Origin of the sequence: Aeromonas sp. 97A, assembly GCF_051919185.1 — a bacterium.
Lineage (GTDB): Bacteria > Pseudomonadota > Gammaproteobacteria > Enterobacterales > Aeromonadaceae > Aeromonas > Aeromonas veronii.
Genome location: NZ_JBQBFF010000001.1, coordinates 292,035 through 311,519, shown reverse-complemented (window position 1 = coordinate 311,519; position 19,485 = coordinate 292,035). Strand labels below are relative to the sequence as shown.

Sequence of the window (19,485 nt, the reverse complement as noted above, 5' to 3'; positions counted from 1 at the left end):
CCTCACTGGGTCTTCAACAGGGTTTCTACGTTCTGGCTCATCTTGCCCACTGTCTTGGCAATCAGCTCCTCCTGCATGGTGATCCGCATCAGCGACCACTGCATCTGCATCAGGCTGTTGGGATCATCCCCCGGGGTCGCCAGCTCGGCTTGCAGGCTCTGTTTGGCCTCGACAAACTGCTGTTTCAACTCCCCCAGCTCCCCCAGAAGAGAGCTCCCCATCCCCTGGGATGTGCTCCCCATCGCCTGTTCAAAACTGGCGACATGGGGCGAGGAGAGATCCACCGCTTTCAACTCATCCAGGCTGGTGACCACCGCCTGGGCAGACTGTGCAATTTCCATCACGCCTCCAGATCAAGTTTGTGCGAATTGCGCATCAGATTGTCGACCATGCCGTTGAGCGGGATCAGGGTCATCAGCTCGCGCCGGGCCAGTGCATCGAGAAACACATGTTCCGCGGGCACTGCGCCCTGCCCGTCCCTGAGCTCGCTCAACAAGTTCAGCAACACCTTCTCCCGCCGCGACGCCAGAGGATCAAACTCCCGCATGGTTGCTCGCAACTCCGGCAGATCGATGGCATCCACCACCGGCGACTGGCGCTCGCCAAAACGCGCGATCAGCTTGTCGGTAACAGGGCCAAACAGCTGCTTGCCAATCTCCGGCGCCGGTTTGTCGCCCTGTTGGTAGATCTGCCAGAGCAGTTCACGTTTGGCGGCTGGTGTTACACCGGCCAGCAACCCCTCAAGGGGAGCCCCCTGTTGCCAGCGTTCGAACAGATCCGGCTCGGGAGTCTTGGCCAGCAGTCGCTCGAACTGGCGTTGGGCCATGGATTCGGGCGGGGGGGGCTGACGCAGCGGCTGCTCTCCCTCCGGCTGATCGCTGCCTTCAATTTTCATGAGGTCATCTGCTCGCGCAGGCCGGCGGCAAACTGTTGCAAGGTTGGTTGGCCACTCTGCTCCAGTCGGAGCAACCGTGCAGCCAGCGCCTCCTGCTGGCCAAGCCGCCACTCGCACAGGGCCAGCCAGGGCTCGATATCCGGAGTGCAGTGCTCGCCACCAAGCTGCAAAGCGGCCTGGTAATCCCCCCGGTTCATCAGGGAGGAGAGGCGAATGAGCGTTACACACTCGGTCATCTCCGGCGCACCATCCAGCCAGTCGGCGATGGTGGCCGCCTCCTGGTGACAATGGTGGCCGGTACCAGCCAGCGCAAGTTCGGCCAGTTGTCGCTTGAGTTCAAGGTTCATCATCAAATCTTCTGCAAAATACCCTGCATCAGGTCTTTCATGGCCCGAGTCACGGTGGAGTTGATGTTGTAGATCACCGACCATTTGTTGATCTTGTGCTGCAGCTCGGCCAACAGCGCCGGGTTGTCAGGGTTTTTTTCCATCGCCGCAATGGCCTTGTTGACCTCGGTATTGGCATCATTGGCCTGCCCGGAGAGGTTCGATGCCACCTGATCGAGGGTGTTAGTAGTACCGTCCGCATACTTAAAGTAATCAGCCATGGTTGTGCTCCTTTATCTTGCCAATGATCGTGAGCCCCGCCTCGATGGCGTCGGCCTGTTGTTGCCACTCCCGATACTGTTGCGGGGTTCCCCCGCGCAGCAGTTGCCGTTTCACTTCTCCCTGCGCCTGAACAAGCTGCTCATGCAGCTCACGAGCAAAGGCGGGATCAGCGCCGGACAGTCGCGCTTCCAAACTGGTCATCATGCCGCTCGGCTCCTTTTAATTTGACGATGTATTGCTGCTTGCCCTTGCTCACCACCACCGCATCGGGGCGAATGGCCAGCACCCGCACCCCGCTGGAGGTTGCGCCCCCAACCGGATAGCGCTGGTTGTCTGCCAGTACCACATAAGGCACCCGGCCAAACGAGACGCTGCGCACGTCGAACTCCAGCTCATCCTGACGCGGCGTTCTGGTCTGATTGATCAGCTCCAGCGTCGGGTGTGTACCGAACTCCCGGCGAAACTGCTGGTTGACCTGCTGAAACTGGCCAAGTTGGCGCTCATCCAGCTGGCCGGAGAGTTCGAGTCGCCCACCCGCCTCACGCACCCGCAATGCACCATCCAGCCCCTGCTCCTGCAGCAAGGCATCGAGGTGCTTGCGATAAGCCCCGGCAATCTGTACCTGATTTTCAACCCCCAGCAGGCCGGGCACCTCCTGCTTGAGCAGAGACTCAATAGTGCTCCACTTGCCATCCTGCCCCTGAATTTCACCGCTGAGCTTGAGCCAGCCGGGCTCCTTGCCATTGCGGATCTGCAGCTGTTCATAACCCAGCTTCTGCAAGATAAAGCCGGCCCCCTGCCGCAGATCTTCCATGGTGCGCAGCTCCAGCCGGTAGTTGAAACCCCTGCTATCGAGATACTGCTGCAAGGCAAGACGCGCGCTGTTCTCATCGACGTAACCCGAGAGTTGCCACAGCTCGGGGTCACTGCTGTTCAGCACCACCTGACGGTAGTTTGGTGCGGCCAGAAAGCGCTTCAATGCCTGCTCACTGCGGGCGGATTCGTTCTCGTCGGCGCCATGCCACCAACCCGTGCCGAGCAGCAAGACCACCGCGACCACCAGACTCAGGCAGAGGACCCCCATCCAGACATCGGCGCCCGCTGCCCGCCGCCGCGGCGCACGAGAAGGAGCAACCACCGCCGCCAGTGCCTCCAGCTGTTCGGGTAGCGAACGACTGTTGTCACAGAAGCTCCAGAGCAGCGGACCGGCCTCCAGTCGCGTCCCTGCCCTGAGCGCCTCTCCCACGGTCAGGGCGACACCGTCCTGAGTCGGGGTAATACCGTCCGCCCAGGCTTGCAGAGTGATCCCTTCCCCATTCACCAGCAGTACCAGATGCTCGGGGGCCATCCCCTCATCCACCAGCACCAGATCAGCCTTGAGGGGATCGGAACCGATGACCAGACGCCCCTCCGGCAGAGGAACTTCTACCCCGCGGTTGAGCCCGCGATATACGCGGCACTTCCAGCTCATCGGGTAGCGCCCTCATTACCCGCCTGCACGCACCAGCTGGCGGCCGGTGTACATTTTTGATCCTTGTTCATTTCGACCAGACGCCAACCCAGCTCATTGCCCATCCGGCACTGAGTGAGGGACGAGCTCTTGCCCCCCTGACGCAGCAGTTGCTGCACATCACGGGCTGCAGCCAGCGGCTGGCATTGCGCACCCCCCAGCACCTTGCCAAGGGAGAGACTCTGATTGGAGATCTCATCAGCCCCGAGCACCCCGGCTCGCAGATCCTGACCATTGCCCAGCGCCAGATAGTGGGCAATACCGTCATCAATCAGACGAGGCTCGATGATAAAGAGCCGCACCGAACGACGAGTCTGGGTATCCTTGCTACGGAACAGCGCCCCCAGATAAGGGATGTCACCAAGGAAGGGCACCTTGCTCAGGTTCTCGCTCATCTCGTCGCGGTAGATACCGCCTATCAGCAGACTCTGGCCATGGCCGACCCGGGCGATGGTATCGACCACGGTGCGACTGATGGTGGGAATGCCATCAGCCCCCGCACTGTTGGGTTTCTGGTTGCCATCCTCGATGTGGAGGCTCAGGCTGATCTCGGGTCTGTCACCCATCTGGATCACCCGGGGCGTCATCCGCAACATGGTGCCGTAAGTGATCCCCTGCAGCTCGGCCACCCGCTCGCCGCTGATCTTCACGTAATAGGTTTCGCTGTGGTCGATCACCGCCTGGGTGTTTTCCTGGGTCAGCAAGGTCGGGCGGGAGACCACCTGGGCATTGCCTTCGTTTTCCAGCAAGTTGACCCGGGCCAGCAGATAGTCGAGTCCCTTGGAGTCCACTAGACTTCCGAGCGCAGCGCCCCCTTCAATTCCTTTGCGATCGCCGGTGGTCTTGATAATCACCTGCTGGTTGGAACCGGTGCGGATCCCCACTCGCCAATCCACCCCCAACTGGGAGAGATCCTCGGCATTGATGTCGATGATGGATAGCGCCACCTCAATGCGGGCCGCCGGTTTGTCGAGCGCGGCGATCAACTTGCCGTACATTGCCATCCGCTCCGGAGCATCGCGCACGATCACCGCATTGAGGGAAGGATCGGCTTGCACGATGGCCTGACCGGAGGTGGCCGTCGCTGCCGTGCTACCCTCGCCGTTGACCATCTGCACGCCAGCATCGCTCAGCAGCTTGGCCAGAATGGTCGCCACACCGGGCGCCGCCACATCGGTATCGCGGTACTGGATGGATCGGTCAGTCGCCGAGGCGTACTTGAGGGGGAAGATCTCGATGGCCAGCGGCCCGGTCTTCTCGCTGCGCAGCTGGGATTGTTGCTCCAGTGCCAGCGCGGTCTGCTCAATCAGCTCAAGGTAACGGGGCGGGCCGGAGACATAGACCAGCCGGTTATCCGCATCGGGGCGCCAGCCAAAACGGGGCTCCCAGATCCCGGCTCGTTGCAGTGCCTGCTTGAGTTCTGCTGCGCCAGTCTGCTCCAGATTGATGAGACGGGACTGCACTTCGCTGTTCTTGAAGACGTAGAGCACATTGCCGTCGTAGTACCAGACCAGGTTGTAGAGGGAGGAGAGCTGCTGCAAAAAGGCGAGCGGCTCGTCATGCTCAAACTGACCGTTGACCTGATCGTTGACCTTGTCGCTGACCACCACCGAGACCTCGTAGTTGGCACCGAAGTTCACCAACACGTCGCGCAGACTCTCCCCTTCTGCCACATAGCTGTAAGGCATGGGCACCCAGTCCAGCTCCTGTGCCATGGCGGGACGCTGCCACGCCATCACGGCGAGGCAGATCCACAACAGGGGACGCAGCAGGGGTTGCACGCTCAAGGGTGCCATATCATCTGTCTCCATTGGGGGGCCAAAGCGGCCTCGGTCAATTGGGGTTCCAACCGCTCCAGCAGGGCGATGTGCTGGCTCAGGCGCTCCGCCAGCAGCGCCTCGTCGAGCCACTCCAGCGCGAGCCGCGCCTCCAGCTGCAAATTGCCAAGATCGTCCAGCACCAGGGCATGGGGGGCATGACGGCCCCAGGCCACCACCTGTTGCAACAGACGCTTTAGCAGCGCCGGATCATGGGCCTCAGCGTCATTCCTCTGGCTGCTTGCAAGCGGGGTACTCAGCAGCAATTCACCGTTTCTGGGGGTCAGAAAGAGGGGATAACCATCGATCCGCAGATGGTACTTTCCCTGTGCGTCGGCAATAAAAGGCCCTTGGCCAAGGTTTGCGGCCAATCGATTCAGTAGCGTTTGCATAGTTCCTCGGGCTATCTAGGGCGCAGGAGGCTGCCAGTAGAAGTGATCCTGACCCAGGGCAATGCCCCGGCCGGCCAGCCACTCATGCAGGGTTAGGGCAGCCTCATCCTGATGGGGCAGAGCCTGCAGGGCATGCCAGAATGTGCCGAGCTCGAGCGGTACCGGCATCAGGTGAACCGGGTCCCCCTCCTTGCTCGTTTGCGCATACCAGGCAGGCCAGGCCAGCTGGAGACGTGTCTCACAATCAGTCTGCAGCCGGGTTAGCTCCTGCTCGCGCTGGTTCAACTGCTCAAGCTGATCGGCGATCCGGCTCTCCAGATCCGCCGGTACATCGACCACGGTCTGCCAGAACACAGCCTGGGCATTGAGCTGGCGGCGCATCACCTGCAACTGCTCCAGTTCGTTAAGCCAGGCGCCGTAAAGTGGTTCAAGACGCTGAACCCACCAGCGGTGCAAGGGATAGAGCACCCAGTGCCACAGCAGGGGACGATCCGCCAGATTGATGCGATCCCCCAGCTGCTGCATCCAGTCACAACGCTCGCTGCCTGCCAGACGCAAGATCTGTTGCAGCTCCTCACGCGAGACGGCCAGCGCGGCATCGAGACGGCGCTGAAACCAGATGGAGCCCAACAGGCTCTCCAGTCGGGTTCTGGGCAACAGTCGTTGCAACAGGGCCATCTGCTGCGAGGTGATCACGCCGGCATCCTGATAACGGAGCACGGACAGCTGGCCGACCAGACGATCCCGACTCAGGGTATCTGGCTGGACAACGGTAACCCGACGACCTGCAAACAGGCCCTGGTTAGGTGAATGGTGATCTTGCTGACTCATGCTATGCCTTGCTCATCTTGCTGCGGGCAATAATGGAATGATGTTTCGATATGCTGGCTATTCTATCCATTGCCTCGCTCCGCGGCTTATAAAAAACGTCAGATTATTTTAGTCCGGCGTTAATCTGTGCCGTGTCGGGCACGGCTTGGCGTACAGCCAAAACGACGACGATAACTCTGGGTAAAATAGGATTGGCTGGAGAAACCGGCCTCCATCGCAATATCGACAATGCTCATTTCACTATTGAGTAATAACTGATGAGCGAAAAGGATCCGCCTTTCACTGATCCAGGCGCGTGGAGAAACACCATATATCGAGCCAAACAGCTCCTTGAAAGTGGTCAATCCCATACCGAACTCTTTGGCGAATTCGCTGAGCTTCCACTCCATCAGATAGTGCTTTTCCATAAACTGTTGCAACCGCTCGACCTGGCGATTGCTCAGCTGGCGCAAAATAGACATTAGTTGAGGCCCCTGTTCGCCAAAAGCGAGCAGAAACAGCAACTCTTCGGTGCGTAATTGGGCCAGTGCGGGGGGATGTTCATGTTCGGTCAACCCGCGCAGTCCCTGAATACATTGGGTCAGCAAGGGGGATGAGTGAAACGGCAACAGCGTGGGGGCCATCCCCTCCAGCCGGGGGACTTCACTCAACAGTGAACCGAAACGTTGCAAGAAGCCTTGCAAAAAGGAGTTTGACAGAGGTAGCCAAAGCAGGCGGCAGGGGCCGTCACCGGTACAGACCGCGTAGTTGCCACGGCGTACGAACAGAAGTTCGTTGGGGGATAATTCATAGGTATCGGTACAGTCCTGCCACTTCATCGATCCTTCCAGGAGAATATAAATTCCCTCTTGCGGATGTTCGATAACGTTAAAAGCAGACATGCACCACTGGAGCAGGGCCATATCGCCCTTCTCTGTGGTAGTAATGCCCTTCATGTTTTATTTTCCTGAATCTGCGTGTAGTACCAGTAACACCTCCGGAAGCGGGTCGCTCTCGGGTGCTTTATTATTGCTGTTATTTTTATTTATTATTTTGTAATCAAGTCATTCGCTGGTGAATTCAAAAATTAATCACCATTGAAATGAGGGGGGATCCTACAACAGTCACAAGCAGAAAAACCAGCCTAAAATTAGAGCTAACACACTATTTATCCAGTGCAACGACTCATACTTAATGGTGTGCTTACAGCAAAAGATACTTCGTTACAAAAAGAAACCTTCAATCTTAACTGACAAATTAATAAATGATTGATTTGAGGCTTTTTATTTAAACGCAATCATTACTGACATTGTGGATAGCAAGCTTTTGGCTGCAATTGAATAATCATTTTTTTGTCATTAAAAATCTTAAAAACTTTCTGCTGACTCATAGCCTGTACCGCGGTGCCATCCATAAATCGCAAGCGGGCACGCAGATAGATCTCCCCTTCCGCCAGTTGCAGAGGGGTCAAACGCAGATCAAACAGCAATGGCAGCATGGTCACCTCATAACGGTGGCTGCCACTTGCAACGGACGCCCCCCGATCACGCTGAGCACAGCCACCTCCACTGTCGCCGGACGTGGCAAGGCTTGCGGGAAATGCACCTCGCCCTTGAGTTGCTGTTGCGATGGCTTCAGCTCCGGGGTGGTGACACAACCGGCCAGCATGGCCGACAACATCAGTGCCAGCAGACCTCTCATAACACCCGGATCCGCCGTTCACTCAGCGGTGTGTGCTCACCCTGTTGCAGTCGCTGCAGCGCCAGCTCCTGGACCTGATTGAGGGTAATGGAGCGTCGCAGCAGTGCCGACAGGGGAACCTGGCTCGCACTGGCTGACCGGGCACTCACGGTTCTGCCTGCAAATGCCCCCACCTTGCCCGCCTCTGCCCCATGCAGGGCCAGCGCGTCTTGTGATTCTTGAATCTTCATGGTTATACCCGCACTCCCATCACCTGATCACTGCTGCCTGCCTCCCGAGTACCGGGTTGCAGCAACTCCTGCCAGAACTCGGTATGCTCCAGCATGCTGGCGAGACTCTCTTCAAGGTACGCCAGGGTCAACCGGCTTGCCGCCATCTGGCGATAGAGTTGCACCGTCAGACTCTCTTCATCGAAACCGAAGTGAAGATTGAACTGATACCAGTGACGATTGAAGCTGGCCAACTGACGAAAAATCCCCTCGCCCACCTGATGCAGCTCGGCCACGTCGGCCTGCAACACCAGCTGATCACGCTCCGGCACCAGGATCAGGCTGAGTTGGAACTGCTCGTCAAAGCAGAGCGCCGCAACCCCCTCCTGATTCAGAGCCAGGGATGGCAAACCATATTTGGTGGCAAATTCAGCGAGCAGTCGATTGATGATGACAGTTACATCCATGATTTCCTCCAGCAGAGAGGAAGGCATGTTAGCCTGCCACCGCCATGCAGGCTGTCACTCAAGGGCGGCACTTTTAAGAAAAATGGCCGGAAAACAAAAAGGCGCCCCAGTGGGCGCCTTGATTGCCATGACGTTTATGCAACGCCGAATGCCGCTTTCCAGGCCTGATTCTGGCTCTGGGAATACTGCTGCATCAGTTGCAGCAGATCTTTCATAAAGTTGGCATTGAAGGACATATTGTCCTCGGCCTTCTGCTTCTCGGTCTGACTGATGGTCGCCTCGACCTCGTCTTCTTTCGCATTGGCCTGGCTGTCACCCTGCGCCACCTGCACCGCAGAGTTGCTCATTTGCCCCACAGACTGGGTTACGCTGTTGAACACCTGACCACGCTGGGTATTGCGGTCAAATTTCTTGTCCAACAACTGCTTCGCGTTACTGTCTGCAACTTGATCCTGTTTCCAGACTTTGCCCACATCAGCACGGTCAACCTGTTGGCCCTGCTTGCTCAAGCTATCAACCTTGGCGTCAATCAAGGCCTCGCGACCGGCAATCTTGCCATCAAGGGATTGTTGCTGCTTGATAGCCTTGGCGCCCTTGCCCAGGCTGATCCCGCCCATAATGGCAGAGAACCCCGCCATCACGCCGGAGACCACCGCCATAGCGATCATCAGCTTGGCGCCGTGGCGCATCTCGTCAACCTGTGCCTGCTGGTTGCTGATGACCAGCTTGTTCTCGATATCCCGAACCTGTAACCCCTCCTCACGGGCCTGACGGGCCAGTTTGAACAGCAAGGACATCATATCCATCGCACTGTCCAGCTGCGCAACCATCTGGGTCACCCCTTTGGTATCGAAGGGAATGGAGGGACGTGGCAGAGTAGGAACGCTCTTGTTCTCTGCCCCTTGCGAACGGGTCGAAGCGGCGGCCTCATGGGCAGTGGTCGCACTGCGAACCTGCTGCGGCTCACCGGCCTGCACCTCAGTCAGCGGGGCGGTACGGGTCACGCCATTTGCATAATCACTGTTAATCATGGTCGGTACTCCTTAGATAGCGGCAGGTCTGCGGGCCAGGTTGTTCATCATGTCGCCCTTGGCATTGATCATCTGGAAGATCATCTCCATGGTCTGCTGGAACGCCTCGATCATCTGGGCTATCGCCTCCTTGAGCTTGTCGATGACCCCTTGCAGTTCGGTCATCTCGCTCTTGCTCAAGGCAAGATCAGCCTGGGCATCGAGCGACTCGGACTCTTTCGCTGACTGGACCGTTTTGGCCACGCCACTGCTCACATCAATGAGGATATCGGCACCCTGGGTGGCCAGTTTGGCCACTTTCGCCACCTTGTCACTCACCTTCACCGCCTCAACGGTTGCTTTGGCACCAAATTTGGCGGCCACTTCACCCGCCTTGGCAGCGATTTTGGCGGTAACATCCGCGACCTTGCCACCAATCTTGGCGCCCAGTTTGGCAATCGCACCACCAATGGTCGCGCCGAAACTGACTGCGGCTGAAATCACTGCCAACGCAATCTCTATCCCCATCAGGGCTGGCCCCAGCTTCTCCATCACCTCCTTGGAGATAAGGCCATCAGCGGCCGCCTGCTGCACAGCCATGTTGACCACGCCAACGACGCCAGCTGCGATCATCAGGGCACCGGCGGCAGCACCAATCCCGGTTGCCACCATGATGGCACCGATCACCAGCGAGGCGATGGCACTGATCCAGCCAAAAATCTTGCCAAAGATACCGGCCTTCTTGGCCTCCTGGGCACTATCTTCTGCCTCTTTGATCTTCGCCTGGTTCTCGCCGATCTTCTTCTCGTTCAGCGTGCGAGCTTGCCGGATATCATCAAGCTTCAACTTGGTCTGGGTCTTCTCCAGATCGCTGGTGAGCTTGCCCAGCTCAATCTCGAACGCTTCGGGCGAGGTAAAGGCTGCGGTCACCAACCCGGTGGTGTGCGGCAGAATCAAGCGGGTGTTCTCTTTCACCGAAGCCACCAACTTGCCGATTTCACCAAGTTGCTGCGCACTGACCTGGCTATTGCTTACCGCCAGTGGTGCGTTTAGCGAGACCCCTGACTTGCGGGCCTGACCGGTGACTTGCACCGTGGCGGCATCGAGCCGTGTTTCACTGCGAGGTTGGGTTACGGGCGACAGGCCCGCAACATCACCTGTGTTTCCCAGCGGGGAAACCTGTCTTTCATTGCTGATCGGGTTCATCTTGCAGATCCCTTCTGATTGCGATGGCTTCCAACATGACCTTGGCGCTTGCCGCCAGGTCTGCCTGCTGGGGATCTGTGTCCGCCAGCAGTCGGGCCGAGTGGAAGCCACTCTCGGCCCCGTTCAAATCACCTTGTTGCAGCCGGCACTCGGCAGCATGAAACGGGAAACGGGGATCTTTCAGGTCGAGCATGGCGCCAAAGCTGTAGCTTTGAACCGCCGTTTCAAACTCTCCCATCGCCTGACGGCAGGCACCCAGCCCAAGGAAATAGCGCGGCTCGTAGTGATCCAGCATGCAGAGGGCCTGGAAGATCTTGTGAGCATCCTCCCACTTGCCGGCCTGATACTGGCCAAAGGCCAGGGCATAGAGCTGCTCCAGGGTGTCGCCCGAGATATCCTGCAGCATGGCCAGGGTGCCACCGTCAGCCATAAAGGCTTCCAGCTCTGCTTCATATTCCGGGGTCAGGGTGGTATCGGTCTGCATGATCTCTCCTCAAATTGCGCCAAGAATGTCGCGCATGATGCTGTCGTATTTCTGGATAAAGCGGTTGAGTGCCTCGATGGCAGCGTTGTAGCGCGAGCTGACATCGTTGAGGCGGGTGGTCTTTTCACTGACCTGATCGTTGAGCGGGCGAGAACGGTCGCTCACACTGGTGGAGAAGTTGCCAAGCTTATTGTTGTCCTTGTCATAGCTGTAGCTGGCTTCGATATTTTTCATCGCACCGCTCTTCTTCTGCTCACTTTCGAGGAACGTTTTAACTGTGATGACCTGCGTGGCTACGATCTTCTCAAAATTGGCTTTTTTACGCTCATAATCGGCCTTGGCCTCCCCCAGCGTTTTGGGATCGAGACTGGCAGACGTTGCTTTTTCCAGCTCATTTTTAGCGTTGGTGAAATCTTGCTGTGCTTTTTGCACCGACCCATCGGTAAACATTTTTGACAACAGTTTGAACTCTGACCCATCCATAAATTCGGCCAGAGACTGATAGCCATAGAGCTTGTAATCCAGCAGATTGAAATTGGTGTTGAAGGTCTGGCTGGATGCCGCAGAGAGCACCTTGTTGATCTCGGACTGGATCACCCCGTAGATCTTCAGCTCACCGGTCATCTCTGCAAGCTCGTCCCGCAGCCCTTTACGCTGGTTGTCCTGAAACGCCATCACCCCGGTAAAGGTCGTGATGAGATCGTCATCGATGCGATCCATGGTCAGCGCACTGAGGGAGAGCAGCATAAATTCAGGGACGGTCCAGTGGGTGACTGGCGGGGTTTGTTTTGCTCCCCGCTCGATCATTCCCTTGATGGCGGCAATGGCCGCATCTTGCCCCCCTGGAACTGGCCCATCGCCCAATCCCCGTTGATCGAGGCGGGATCCGTCAGATAGGCAGCCAGCAACTTCTCCAGCTGCTCCTTGCTCAGCGCAGTCGATGAGTCAGCACTGATAGTGATCTTGCCCTTGAGCAGCTCGACCAGTTCGGTCAACTTGGGGTTTTTATGGCCCGGCAATGCGTCCAGCGCTTGCCCATCAAGCCAGCCGACGAACGCACCAGGGTTGGTGTTGTAGTCAGGGATAGTGCTCATCACGACTCCTTAAATCATCAGTCCGCGCATCATGGTGGGACGGCGACTCTTGCGGCCCTCTCCCGGCTGTGCCGGCAGTAACGCCTGTCTGCGCTGGATCTCAGCCAGCAACTCCTGCTCGGCCACGGCCACTTGCTCGGTCGGCGCATCGAATAGCAGCTGACAGGTCTGATCCGAGAGAGCGAGGCCAGCCAGCATCTCTTGCAACAGAGCGTTGCGATGATCGCTGTCGGCAATGGCCTGCTCTGCCTGCGAAATGGTCTCGCTATGGTCGGCAAAACGTGGTTGTTTCATCTTGGCTCCTATTCTATGAGGCCCTTTTGGACATGCCTGTCACGCAAGGCCGTGCTTTTGTCGTTTTCGCATATCCCGCAGAGAACAGACTCGCTCGGCGGCCAGCATGAACCAGCCGGGCTCGGGTTCGCAGGCTCCCGTCCAGCGCAGGTAAAAGCGCCCGAGCCGGTCACTACTCAGGCTACTGCCACGAAAGACATCGACGTTGCCGTAGAGGTAATGGCCCGGCCCGAGTACAGCCAGAGTGGCTTCGGCCAGCAGATAAAGGGCGGCAAAGGGGTTGGCCAGTCCGGCCCGCTCCCCCTCTCGGCGCACCAGCAGGATCCAGACCCGTCGGGTCGCAGGATCAAAGCGCCAGGCGAGATAAATTTGGCGATAGCAAAAACCGTGGCCGATCTGGATGGGAGTCGCCCCCAGATGGTGAGGGGCCACCGCCACTCCCCTGGCTTGCAGCCAGGGGATCAGGGGGTCAGTAGTTAACGGGTCCCCCCTCACAGGCAGACCCTCCCGAGGGGCTGGATATTGATCTGCTGGGTCAGCTCCTGATAGGAGAGCACCGGCAGGGCGTGATAATCCCCTTCAATGAGCTTGCGCACATAGCGGCGGATATCCATGGAGACGATGAGCACCGGCTTGTTCTGCATCTGGGCCAGATCACCGACGGTATGGCGCACCTGATCGAGGAAGCTCTGGGTAATGGAGGGATCGAGCGCCAAGTAACTGCCCGCACTGGTCTGGCGAATGCCGCCGCGGATCTGCTCCTCCACCTGCTGATCGAGCAGATAGGCAGGCAAGATGTTGTTGCCGTTGGCGTACTTGTAGCAGATGTAGCGCTTGAGGCTGCTGCGGATGTACTCGGTGAGCTGCACCACATCCTTCTCTTTCTGGCCCCACTCCACCATCGCCTCGAGGATGGCGCGCATGTTGCGGATGGAGATATCCTCCCCCACCAGCCGCTGCAAAATTTCGGTCATCCGCTGCAGCGGGATGATGCGCTGCGCCTCCTTGACCAGCTCGCCATAACTCCCCTCCATCTGCTCCAGCAGGTAGCGGGTCTCCTGAATGCCGATAAAGTCCTCGGCATATTCCCGCAGCACATGGGATAGATGCCAGGTCACCACCTGATCGGTGGTGAGGCTGGCCAGCCGTGACTTCTCCAGCCGCTCCTGATGTTCATTAGCGACCCACAAAGTCGGCTGTCCCGGCAGTAACGGCGCCCCCTCTTCGTAGGGGATCCCCAGCAGATCGAGCTGGGAGGCGCTCTCCTGCACCAGCTGATGGCCCGGTCGCAGCAGACCGCGGGCGACCGGTACTTCCTGCAGTTGGATCAGGTATTCGCCGGGCCCCATCCCCTCGTTGAAACGCAGGTGAATACCCGGGAAGGGCACCCCGAGATCGAGATAGAGGGCGCGGCGCACCCGCACCAGTTCGTCGTTGAGGGCAATCGCCTCCAGCTCGGCCTGCAAAGCGGCATCCACATCGATCAGGAGCGGCACCGTCATGGCAAACTCCTCCTTCTCCCCCAGCTTGCCCCGAGGCTTGCTGCCCGGTTTTGGCTTGCTGCGGGCGGCGGGGGCTCCCGCCCCCTGCGCCAGCACGGCAGGAAGATCCTGACTGTTGCTGCTCTGCGCCTTGCGCTGACGCAAGCCGATAAAATAACCGCCTGCCGTGACGATGGCCGCCAGCGCAAAGAAGGTGATCATCGGGAAGCCCGGGATCAACCCAAACAACACCAGCAACAGACCGCCGATCAGCAGCGCCTTGGGCTGGGCCACCACCTGGGCGCCAATATCGGTACCCAGATCGGAAGACTCTTCAGAAGAGACCCGGGTAACGATGATCCCCGCGGTGATGGCGATCAGCAGCGCCGGCACCTGGGAGACCATGCCATCACCCACCGTCAGGATGGAGTAGAGCTGCAGCGCATCGGCGGCGGATAACCCCTTCTGGGTTACCCCTATGGTGACGCCACCTAGGATGTTGACGAAGATGATGATGAGGCCCGCGATGGCGTCCCCCTTCACAAACTTCATGGCGCCATCCATGGAGCCGAACATCTGGCTCTCCTTCTCGATGACCCCGCGGCGATCCCGCGCCTCGTGCACGTCGATCACCCCGGCGCGCATGTCACCATCGATACTCATCTGCTTGCCGGGCATGGCATCGAGGGAGAAGCGGGCACTCACCTCGGCGACCCGCTCCGAACCCTTGGTGATCACCAGAAACTGGACGATGGTGATGATGAGAAAGATGACGATCCCCACCACCAGATTGCCCCCCACCACGAAGTTGCCGAAGGTGTAGACGATTTGTCCCGCATCGGCCTGCAGCAGGATCATCCGAGTGGTACTCACCGACAAGGCAAGCCGGAACAGGGTGGTGATCAGCAGCACTGCCGGAAAGGCGGAGAACTGCAGCGGCGAATTGATATAAACCGCCATCATCAGCAGTACCACCGAGATGGTCATGTTGATGGCAATCAGGATATCGAGGGCCACCGGCGGCAGCGGCAAGACCATCATAAAGACGATGGCCAGCAGCAGGATCGCCAGCATGATGTCCTTGCGCTCGCCTATCCGGCGCAGCAGCTCAAGGGAGCGTTGATTCATTCTGCTCTTCCAGTTCGAGGTATTGTTGATAGGCAAAACGGGCTTCATCCAGCCGCCCTGCCAACTGGCAGGCCCGGCTGCGACAGAGCCAGAGCGGGCCGTCGGCCTCCCCTTGCTGCATCAGCTGATCGACATGAGCCAGCGCAGCCTCCCCCTCCCCCTGTTTGAGCAGGGCCACCAGCAGGGTCCGTCGCCCTCCCTGATGGTCGGGGTGGATCTGCAACAGGGCGGCCAGCAGCACGCGCGCCTTGTCAGGGTGGCCATATTGCAGTTGCAACCAGCCGGTGAGCAGCAGCGCATCCTGCTGCTGTGACGTAAGCACCATGGTCATACCTTGTGCAGCAGATGAAGGGTCATCTGCATCAGTTGTTCATCGGCGTGCATCTGTTCGAGCAGCGCAGCGGCCGCTCGCAACTCTGGGCTCTGCCCTTCTGCCAGCACGCTGCGCAGACCCTGCATCGCCTGATTGAAATCGACCGGTCGCAGCAAGTCGTGAAAGCCGCGATCCGGGGTGGCGAAATCGAGCAGCACCCGATCCGCCAGCCGCTCGGGGTAGAGGCGGCTGATATGGGGTTCGATGGACTGGCCATCGGGCAACAGGGCATAACGCCCCGGCAGGCTGCGCTCCTGATCGTCGAGGGAGATGGCGCTAAGCTGCTCGATCCCGATATGCGCGGCAGTGATCCGGCTCATGACACCAGCACCTCTCGCTGCAGCCGTGTCAGGGTGGTCACGGCCTGATGGAGCTGGGGCAGAGTCACGGCCCGCTCATCGAGAGTGACGAAAAGGATAAGCTGATCCTCCCCCAACCAGCCGCTGCGCACCGGCAGTGCCGGGCCTTGCGCCGCGGCGGTCAAGGTCATGGCGCGGCGGATCGCCTCGCCACTCTGATGCCAGGGCACGGCGCGGGCCAACCAGAGGGTCAGTTGCCCCTGATGGCGCTCCAGTTGCAGAGTGCCGCTCTGCTCCAGTTCAAGCTGGATCAGCGAATGGGGGTTATCCCCTATGGTGATGCCCAGATCCTGGCAAAACTGCACCAGCAGGGGTTCAATCCAGTTCATGACGACTCTCCAGACAACTCATCCTCTTCCCGCTCGATGGCGTTATCGAGCGCACCCTGACAGCACTGCAACAGGTTCTGGCGCTGCTCCTCCTCACTGAACAGCTCCATCGGCAGCAGGCGGATCAGCCGCTTGAGCTCTTGATAGAGCAGCACCTGCTGGCGACAATCTGACAGCTCAAGAGCCACACCGACCTGCTCCACATCCCGCACGCTGGCCCAGCGTTTCTCCACCAGGGCGATCAGATCGCCCATCAGATCAGAAGGCCCGTATGCCATGGGCCGAGCCCTCCTTCACCCGTTGCCACAGCTCGTCCACTTGCGCCGAGAGAGTGTTGAGCAGCCGCAGCTTGTGCATGTCGCTCATCACCCGTTCCAGCTTGACCGGATCGAGCCAACGCTGCTGGCTGTCGAGATCGGCGCTCAGGGCCTTCATCATGAAACCGGTCACCTTCTCCAGCGCACCGTTGCCAAAGCGGCTGTGAATATCGCGCCAGGCGGCAGAAAGGGCACGGTAGTCCTGCACCGCATCGCGATAGAGATCCCGCAGATCCTGCTCGGCTCCCACGCCCGCTTTGGCCGCTTCGGCCGCGGGGCCGGTAATGCGCGCCCCCAGCACGATGGCACTGCCCTGCTCGTCCGCCAGCTTGGCCAGCGCCTGCTCCACCAGCGCCAGGGTGCCCTGCATCTCCGGTCGTCCGGCGAGGGCCTTGCGCGCCTGACAGAGCGCCTCGAACTGCTCGCTCACCTCCCCCGAATAGCTCTCGAGGTAGGCCAGCAACTGGGAGAGGTTGGCCAGCCGACCGCTGCCGAGGTGGCTCACCATCTCCTTGATCTTCTGCTGGCGTTCGAGCTCCGGCACCTTGTCGAGGTAGTCCCCCACCAGCGCCTCGATCTCGCTGATGCGGGCATGGCTGTCACTCAGCTTGCGCTTGACGAGCGAAAGCTCAGCGCGCTCGGAAAAGACAAAGGTAAGCTCTTCGGCGGCATCGGCCAGCGACTGGGCGGCACTGGCCAGCACGACCCGCTCCCCCTGAAACTGTCCTCCCTGCAGGGGAGCCTGACGGGATGCGACCTCTGCTCCGCGCAGCTCGGGCTGGGCGGCAGGGGCATAGGGGTTGCTCTGGATAATGGCCATGGAAACTCCCGTGACGAATGGATTGACGAGGATGGCATTATAAAAATCGCCCTCGTCCCCCTATGCCAAAATCGGCCGTGAATTTTTAGCCCGCCCCCAACGGTTTTCTAAAAAGTCCCGACTCGTGCTGAAATCTCCGTAGCCCCCCATCCCCTATAGTGGCCACCAGTTTCAATGGCGCAGATTGTTATGACCCTCTCCCTCGACCACATCCCCGACCAGCTTCGTCACGCCATCGACGAGTGCCGCCTGATCCAGATCCGTGGCCGGGTCACCCAGGTGACCGGCACCCTGCTCAAGGCGGTCGTCCCCGGGGTGCGGATCGGTGAGCTCTGCCATCTGCGCAACCCGGACAACACCCTCTCCCTGCAGGCAGAGGTGATCGGCTTTGCCCAGCATCAGGCGCTGCTCACCCCCCTTGGCGAAATGTTTGGCATCTCCTCCAATACCGAGGTGAGCCCGACCGGCGCCATGCATCAGGTCGGGGTCGGCGAGCATCTGCTCGGCCAAGTGCTCGATGGCCTCGGCAACCCCTTTGGCGGTGGCCATCTGCCAGAGCCCGAGGCCTGGTATCCGGTCTATCGGGATGCGCCCGCTCCCATGAGCCGCAAGCGCATCGCCGAGCCCATTTCGCTCGGTATTCGCGCCATCGACGGCCTGCTCACCTGCGGTGAGGGGCAACGGATGGGGATCTTCGCCGCCGCAGGTGGCGGCAAGAGCACCCTGCTGGCGTCGCTTATTCGCAGCGCCGAGGTAGATGTCACCGTGCTGGCGCTGATCGGTGAGCGGGGCCGTGAGGTGCGCGAATTTATCGAAGCGGATCTGGGGGAAGAGGGGCTCAAGAAGGCTGTGCTGGTGGTGGCCACTTCGGATCGCCCCGCCATGGAGCGGGCCAAGGCGGGCTTTGTCGCCACCTCCATCGCCGAGTATTTCCGCGATCAGGGCAAGCGGGTACTGCTGCTGATGGACTCCGTCACCCGCTTTGCCCGTGCCCAGCGGGAGATTGGTCTGGCCGCTGGCGAACCGCCAACCCGACGGGGCTATCCGCCGTCGGTGTTTGCCGCCCTGCCCCGCCTGATGGAGCGGGCCGGTCAGTCAGACAAGGGATCCATCACTGCCCTCTATACCGTGCTGGTAGAGGGGGATGACATGACAGAGCCGGTCGCTGACGAGACCCGCTCCATCCTCGATGGCCACATCATCCTGTCGCGCAAACTGGCGGCGGCCAACCACTACCCGGCCATCGACGTGCTGCGTTCCGCCAGCCGGGTGATGAACCAGATCATCGAGCCCGAGCATCAGGCTCAGGCCGGTCGACTGCGCAGCTGGCTGGCGAAATATGAAGAGGTGGAGCTGTTGCTACAGATCGGCGAATACCAGAAAGGGCAGGACAAGGTAGCCGATGAGGCGATCGCCCGCATCGAGACTATTCGCCAGTGGCTCAGGCAAGGCACTCATGAACCCAGCTCACTGCCGGAAGCCCTCTCGACCCTGGAGGCGCTGACCCGATGATTGGCCGCCTGCAACGAATAAAAGACCTGCGGCTGGATCGGGCCGAGCAGCAGCTCGCCGCCCAGCAGGCTCGGGTGCAACTCGCCCGCGTTCGCCAACGCGAAGCGGAGCAGGAGAGTCTCGACTATCGCCAGTGGCGCCTTGCCGAAGAAGAGCGGCTATTTGCCATCTGTCAGACGGAGCAACTCGATCGCAAGGGGCTCAAGGCGTGGCAACAGCAAGTGGCGCTGCTGCGGGAGAAAGAGGCCCAGCTTGAACAAACTGCCGCCGAGCAGGCCGAGCGGGTCGCCGAAGAGCGCATCCGCTTGCAGGAGCGCCAGCAGGCGGTACACCGCGCTCGCCAGCAGCAACAGAAATTTGCCGAACTACACCGTCAGGAGCAGGCCTCACAGCAAGCCCTGCGTGACTACAACGAAGAGCAGGAACAGGAAGAGTTCCGCCAGCAGATCAGGATGTAACGAGTCATGAACCGAATCCTCCCGATACAGGGCACAGTGACAGCCCGGGGCGATACCTCGATAGCTGAAGCCAATCGATCGCAACAGCAGCATTTCGAGCAGGCGATGCGGCTGGATCAGAACCTCAAAGAACGCGACCACAACCCGCAGCCTGATGGTAAAGGGCAGATCCGTCATTCACAGAGAGTGACGGACGGCCACCCCTTGCCGC

The 19,485-nt window shown here is 59.6% G+C and carries 25 protein-coding genes and 2 pseudogenes; 2 read left to right on the top strand and 25 right to left on the bottom strand.

Annotated features, from left to right (window positions below; genetic code table 11):
• Window positions 1-2: 2 nt before the first annotated feature.
• The 25 genes and pseudogenes from ascI to aopN form a co-directional block, all read right to left on the bottom strand.
• Window positions 3-341: a SctI family type III secretion system inner rod subunit AscI gene (gene ascI, locus ACTG27_RS01550; protein WP_005320806.1), complete on the bottom strand. Its 339-nt coding sequence runs from the start codon at window positions 339-341 to the stop codon at window positions 3-5.
• Entirely contained in the window at window positions 341-895 is a 555-nt protein-coding gene (locus ACTG27_RS01545) for a YopR family T3SS polymerization control protein (RefSeq protein WP_042054084.1), read from the bottom strand. Before ACTG27_RS01545 ends, ascI begins: the two co-directional genes overlap by 1 nt.
• Window positions 892-1,245, bottom strand: coding sequence for a YscG family type III secretion system chaperone (locus ACTG27_RS01540; protein ID WP_368150370.1), 354 nt, complete (start codon window positions 1,243-1,245; stop codon window positions 892-894). Before ACTG27_RS01540 ends, ACTG27_RS01545 begins: the two co-directional genes overlap by 4 nt.
• Window positions 1,245-1,502: a type III secretion system needle filament subunit SctF gene (gene sctF / locus ACTG27_RS01535; RefSeq protein WP_075114906.1), complete on the bottom strand. Its 258-nt coding sequence runs from the start codon at window positions 1,500-1,502 to the stop codon at window positions 1,245-1,247. Before sctF ends, ACTG27_RS01540 begins: the two co-directional genes overlap by 1 nt.
• Complete coding sequence (locus tag ACTG27_RS01530) at window positions 1,495-1,707, bottom strand: EscE/YscE/SsaE family type III secretion system needle protein co-chaperone (protein ID WP_005334536.1); 213 nt, start codon at window positions 1,705-1,707, stop codon at window positions 1,495-1,497. The genes sctF and ACTG27_RS01530 overlap by 8 nt, the downstream gene beginning before the upstream one ends.
• Window positions 1,670-2,974 carry a SctD family type III secretion system inner membrane ring subunit AscD gene (gene ascD / locus ACTG27_RS01525; protein ID WP_439978969.1) on the bottom strand — a complete coding sequence of 435 codons (1,305 nt, stop codon included), beginning with the start codon at window positions 2,972-2,974 and terminating at the stop codon, window positions 1,670-1,672. Before ascD ends, ACTG27_RS01530 begins: the two co-directional genes overlap by 38 nt.
• On the bottom strand, window positions 2,971-4,824 hold the full coding sequence (gene ascC / locus ACTG27_RS01520; RefSeq protein ID WP_368150367.1) for a SctC family type III secretion system outer membrane ring subunit AscC: 1,854 nt from the start codon (window positions 4,822-4,824) through the stop codon (window positions 2,971-2,973). The genes ascD and ascC overlap by 4 nt, the downstream gene beginning before the upstream one ends.
• The gene (gene ascB / locus ACTG27_RS01515; protein WP_017411838.1) at window positions 4,797-5,222 is read right to left on the bottom strand and encodes a YscB family type III secretion system chaperone AscB; all 426 of its coding nucleotides are present in this window, start codon (window positions 5,220-5,222) and stop codon (window positions 4,797-4,799) included. Before ascB ends, ascC begins: the two co-directional genes overlap by 28 nt.
• 15 nt (window positions 5,223-5,237) lie before the next feature.
• Complete coding sequence (gene exsD / locus ACTG27_RS01510; RefSeq protein WP_005334544.1) at window positions 5,238-6,053, bottom strand: type III secretion system negative regulator ExsD; 816 nt, start codon at window positions 6,051-6,053, stop codon at window positions 5,238-5,240.
• 119 nt (window positions 6,054-6,172) lie between these two features.
• On the bottom strand, window positions 6,173-6,988 hold the full coding sequence (locus ACTG27_RS01505) for a helix-turn-helix transcriptional regulator (protein WP_019446814.1): 816 nt from the start codon (window positions 6,986-6,988) through the stop codon (window positions 6,173-6,175).
• Window positions 6,989-7,332: 344 nt separating this feature from the next.
• Window positions 7,333-7,733: pseudogene (locus ACTG27_RS01500) on the bottom strand (YscW family type III secretion system pilotin).
• Window positions 7,730-7,963, bottom strand: coding sequence for a T3SS regulon translocated regulator ExsE family protein (locus ACTG27_RS01495; protein WP_439978968.1), 234 nt, complete (start codon window positions 7,961-7,963; stop codon window positions 7,730-7,732). The pseudogene ACTG27_RS01500 and the gene ACTG27_RS01495 overlap by 4 nt, the downstream one beginning before the upstream one ends.
• 2 nt (window positions 7,964-7,965) lie before the next feature.
• Window positions 7,966-8,409: a type III secretion system chaperone gene (locus ACTG27_RS01490; RefSeq protein WP_323914856.1), complete on the bottom strand. Its 444-nt coding sequence runs from the start codon at window positions 8,407-8,409 to the stop codon at window positions 7,966-7,968.
• A 134-nt stretch (window positions 8,410-8,543) separates the two neighbouring features.
• Window positions 8,544-9,440 (bottom strand): type III secretion system translocon subunit AopD, encoded by an 897-nt coding sequence (gene aopD / locus ACTG27_RS01485; protein WP_106842693.1) that lies wholly within the window; start codon window positions 9,438-9,440, stop codon window positions 8,544-8,546.
• A 12-nt stretch (window positions 9,441-9,452) separates the two neighbouring features.
• Window positions 9,453-10,625, bottom strand: coding sequence for a type III secretion system translocon subunit AopB (aopB, locus tag ACTG27_RS01480; RefSeq protein WP_439978967.1), 1,173 nt, complete (start codon window positions 10,623-10,625; stop codon window positions 9,453-9,455).
• On the bottom strand, window positions 10,606-11,109 hold the full coding sequence (gene acrH / locus ACTG27_RS01475; protein WP_017411833.1) for a SycD/LcrH family type III secretion system chaperone AcrH: 504 nt from the start codon (window positions 11,107-11,109) through the stop codon (window positions 10,606-10,608). The genes aopB and acrH overlap by 20 nt, the downstream gene beginning before the upstream one ends.
• Before the next feature lie 9 nt (window positions 11,110-11,118).
• Window positions 11,119-12,203, bottom strand: a pseudogene (locus tag ACTG27_RS01470) (virulence-associated V antigen).
• A 9-nt stretch (window positions 12,204-12,212) separates the two neighbouring features.
• The gene (gene acrG / locus ACTG27_RS01465) at window positions 12,213-12,497 is read right to left on the bottom strand and encodes an LcrG family type III secretion system chaperone AcrG (RefSeq protein ID WP_005334559.1); all 285 of its coding nucleotides are present in this window, start codon (window positions 12,495-12,497) and stop codon (window positions 12,213-12,215) included.
• A 39-nt stretch (window positions 12,498-12,536) separates the two neighbouring features.
• Complete coding sequence (locus ACTG27_RS01460; protein ID WP_439978966.1) at window positions 12,537-12,992, bottom strand: LcrR family type III secretion system chaperone; 456 nt, start codon at window positions 12,990-12,992, stop codon at window positions 12,537-12,539.
• A complete protein-coding gene (gene ascV / locus ACTG27_RS01455) occupies window positions 12,989-15,154 on the bottom strand; it encodes a SctV family type III secretion system export apparatus subunit AscV (RefSeq protein WP_439978965.1) in 2,166 nt (721 codons plus the stop codon). The genes ACTG27_RS01460 and ascV overlap by 4 nt, the downstream gene beginning before the upstream one ends.
• Window positions 15,087-15,437 carry a type III secretion system chaperone AscY gene (ascY, locus tag ACTG27_RS01450; RefSeq protein ID WP_153227498.1) on the bottom strand — a complete coding sequence of 117 codons (351 nt, stop codon included), beginning with the start codon at window positions 15,435-15,437 and terminating at the stop codon, window positions 15,087-15,089. Before ascY ends, ascV begins: the two co-directional genes overlap by 68 nt.
• Window positions 15,434-15,799, bottom strand: coding sequence for a type III secretion system protein AscX (ascX, locus tag ACTG27_RS01445; protein ID WP_005320766.1), 366 nt, complete (start codon window positions 15,797-15,799; stop codon window positions 15,434-15,436). Before ascX ends, ascY begins: the two co-directional genes overlap by 4 nt.
• Complete coding sequence (acr2, locus tag ACTG27_RS01440; RefSeq protein WP_041216725.1) at window positions 15,796-16,167, bottom strand: SycN family type III secretion system chaperone Acr2; 372 nt, start codon at window positions 16,165-16,167, stop codon at window positions 15,796-15,798. The genes ascX and acr2 overlap by 4 nt, the downstream gene beginning before the upstream one ends.
• Entirely contained in the window at window positions 16,164-16,445 is a 282-nt protein-coding gene (gene acr1 / locus ACTG27_RS01435; protein WP_043821015.1) for a type III secretion system gatekeeper subunit Acr1, read from the bottom strand. Before acr1 ends, acr2 begins: the two co-directional genes overlap by 4 nt.
• Entirely contained in the window at window positions 16,426-17,304 is an 879-nt protein-coding gene (gene aopN, locus ACTG27_RS01430) for a SctW family type III secretion system gatekeeper subunit AopN (RefSeq protein ID WP_439978964.1), read from the bottom strand. The genes acr1 and aopN overlap by 20 nt, the downstream gene beginning before the upstream one ends.
• A 189-nt stretch (window positions 17,305-17,493) precedes the next feature.
• On the opposite strand from aopN, the gene ascN reads away from it, so the two are divergent.
• Both ascN and ascO read left to right on the top strand, forming a co-directional pair.
• Window positions 17,494-18,816 (top strand): SctN family type III secretion system ATPase AscN, encoded by a 1,323-nt coding sequence (ascN, locus tag ACTG27_RS01425; protein ID WP_005320755.1) that lies wholly within the window; start codon window positions 17,494-17,496, stop codon window positions 18,814-18,816.
• Window positions 18,813-19,274 carry a type III secretion system central stalk protein AscO gene (gene ascO, locus ACTG27_RS01420; RefSeq protein WP_193860062.1) on the top strand — a complete coding sequence of 154 codons (462 nt, stop codon included), beginning with the start codon at window positions 18,813-18,815 and terminating at the stop codon, window positions 19,272-19,274. Before ascN ends, ascO begins: the two co-directional genes overlap by 4 nt.
• Window positions 19,275-19,485: the final 211 nt, after the last annotated feature.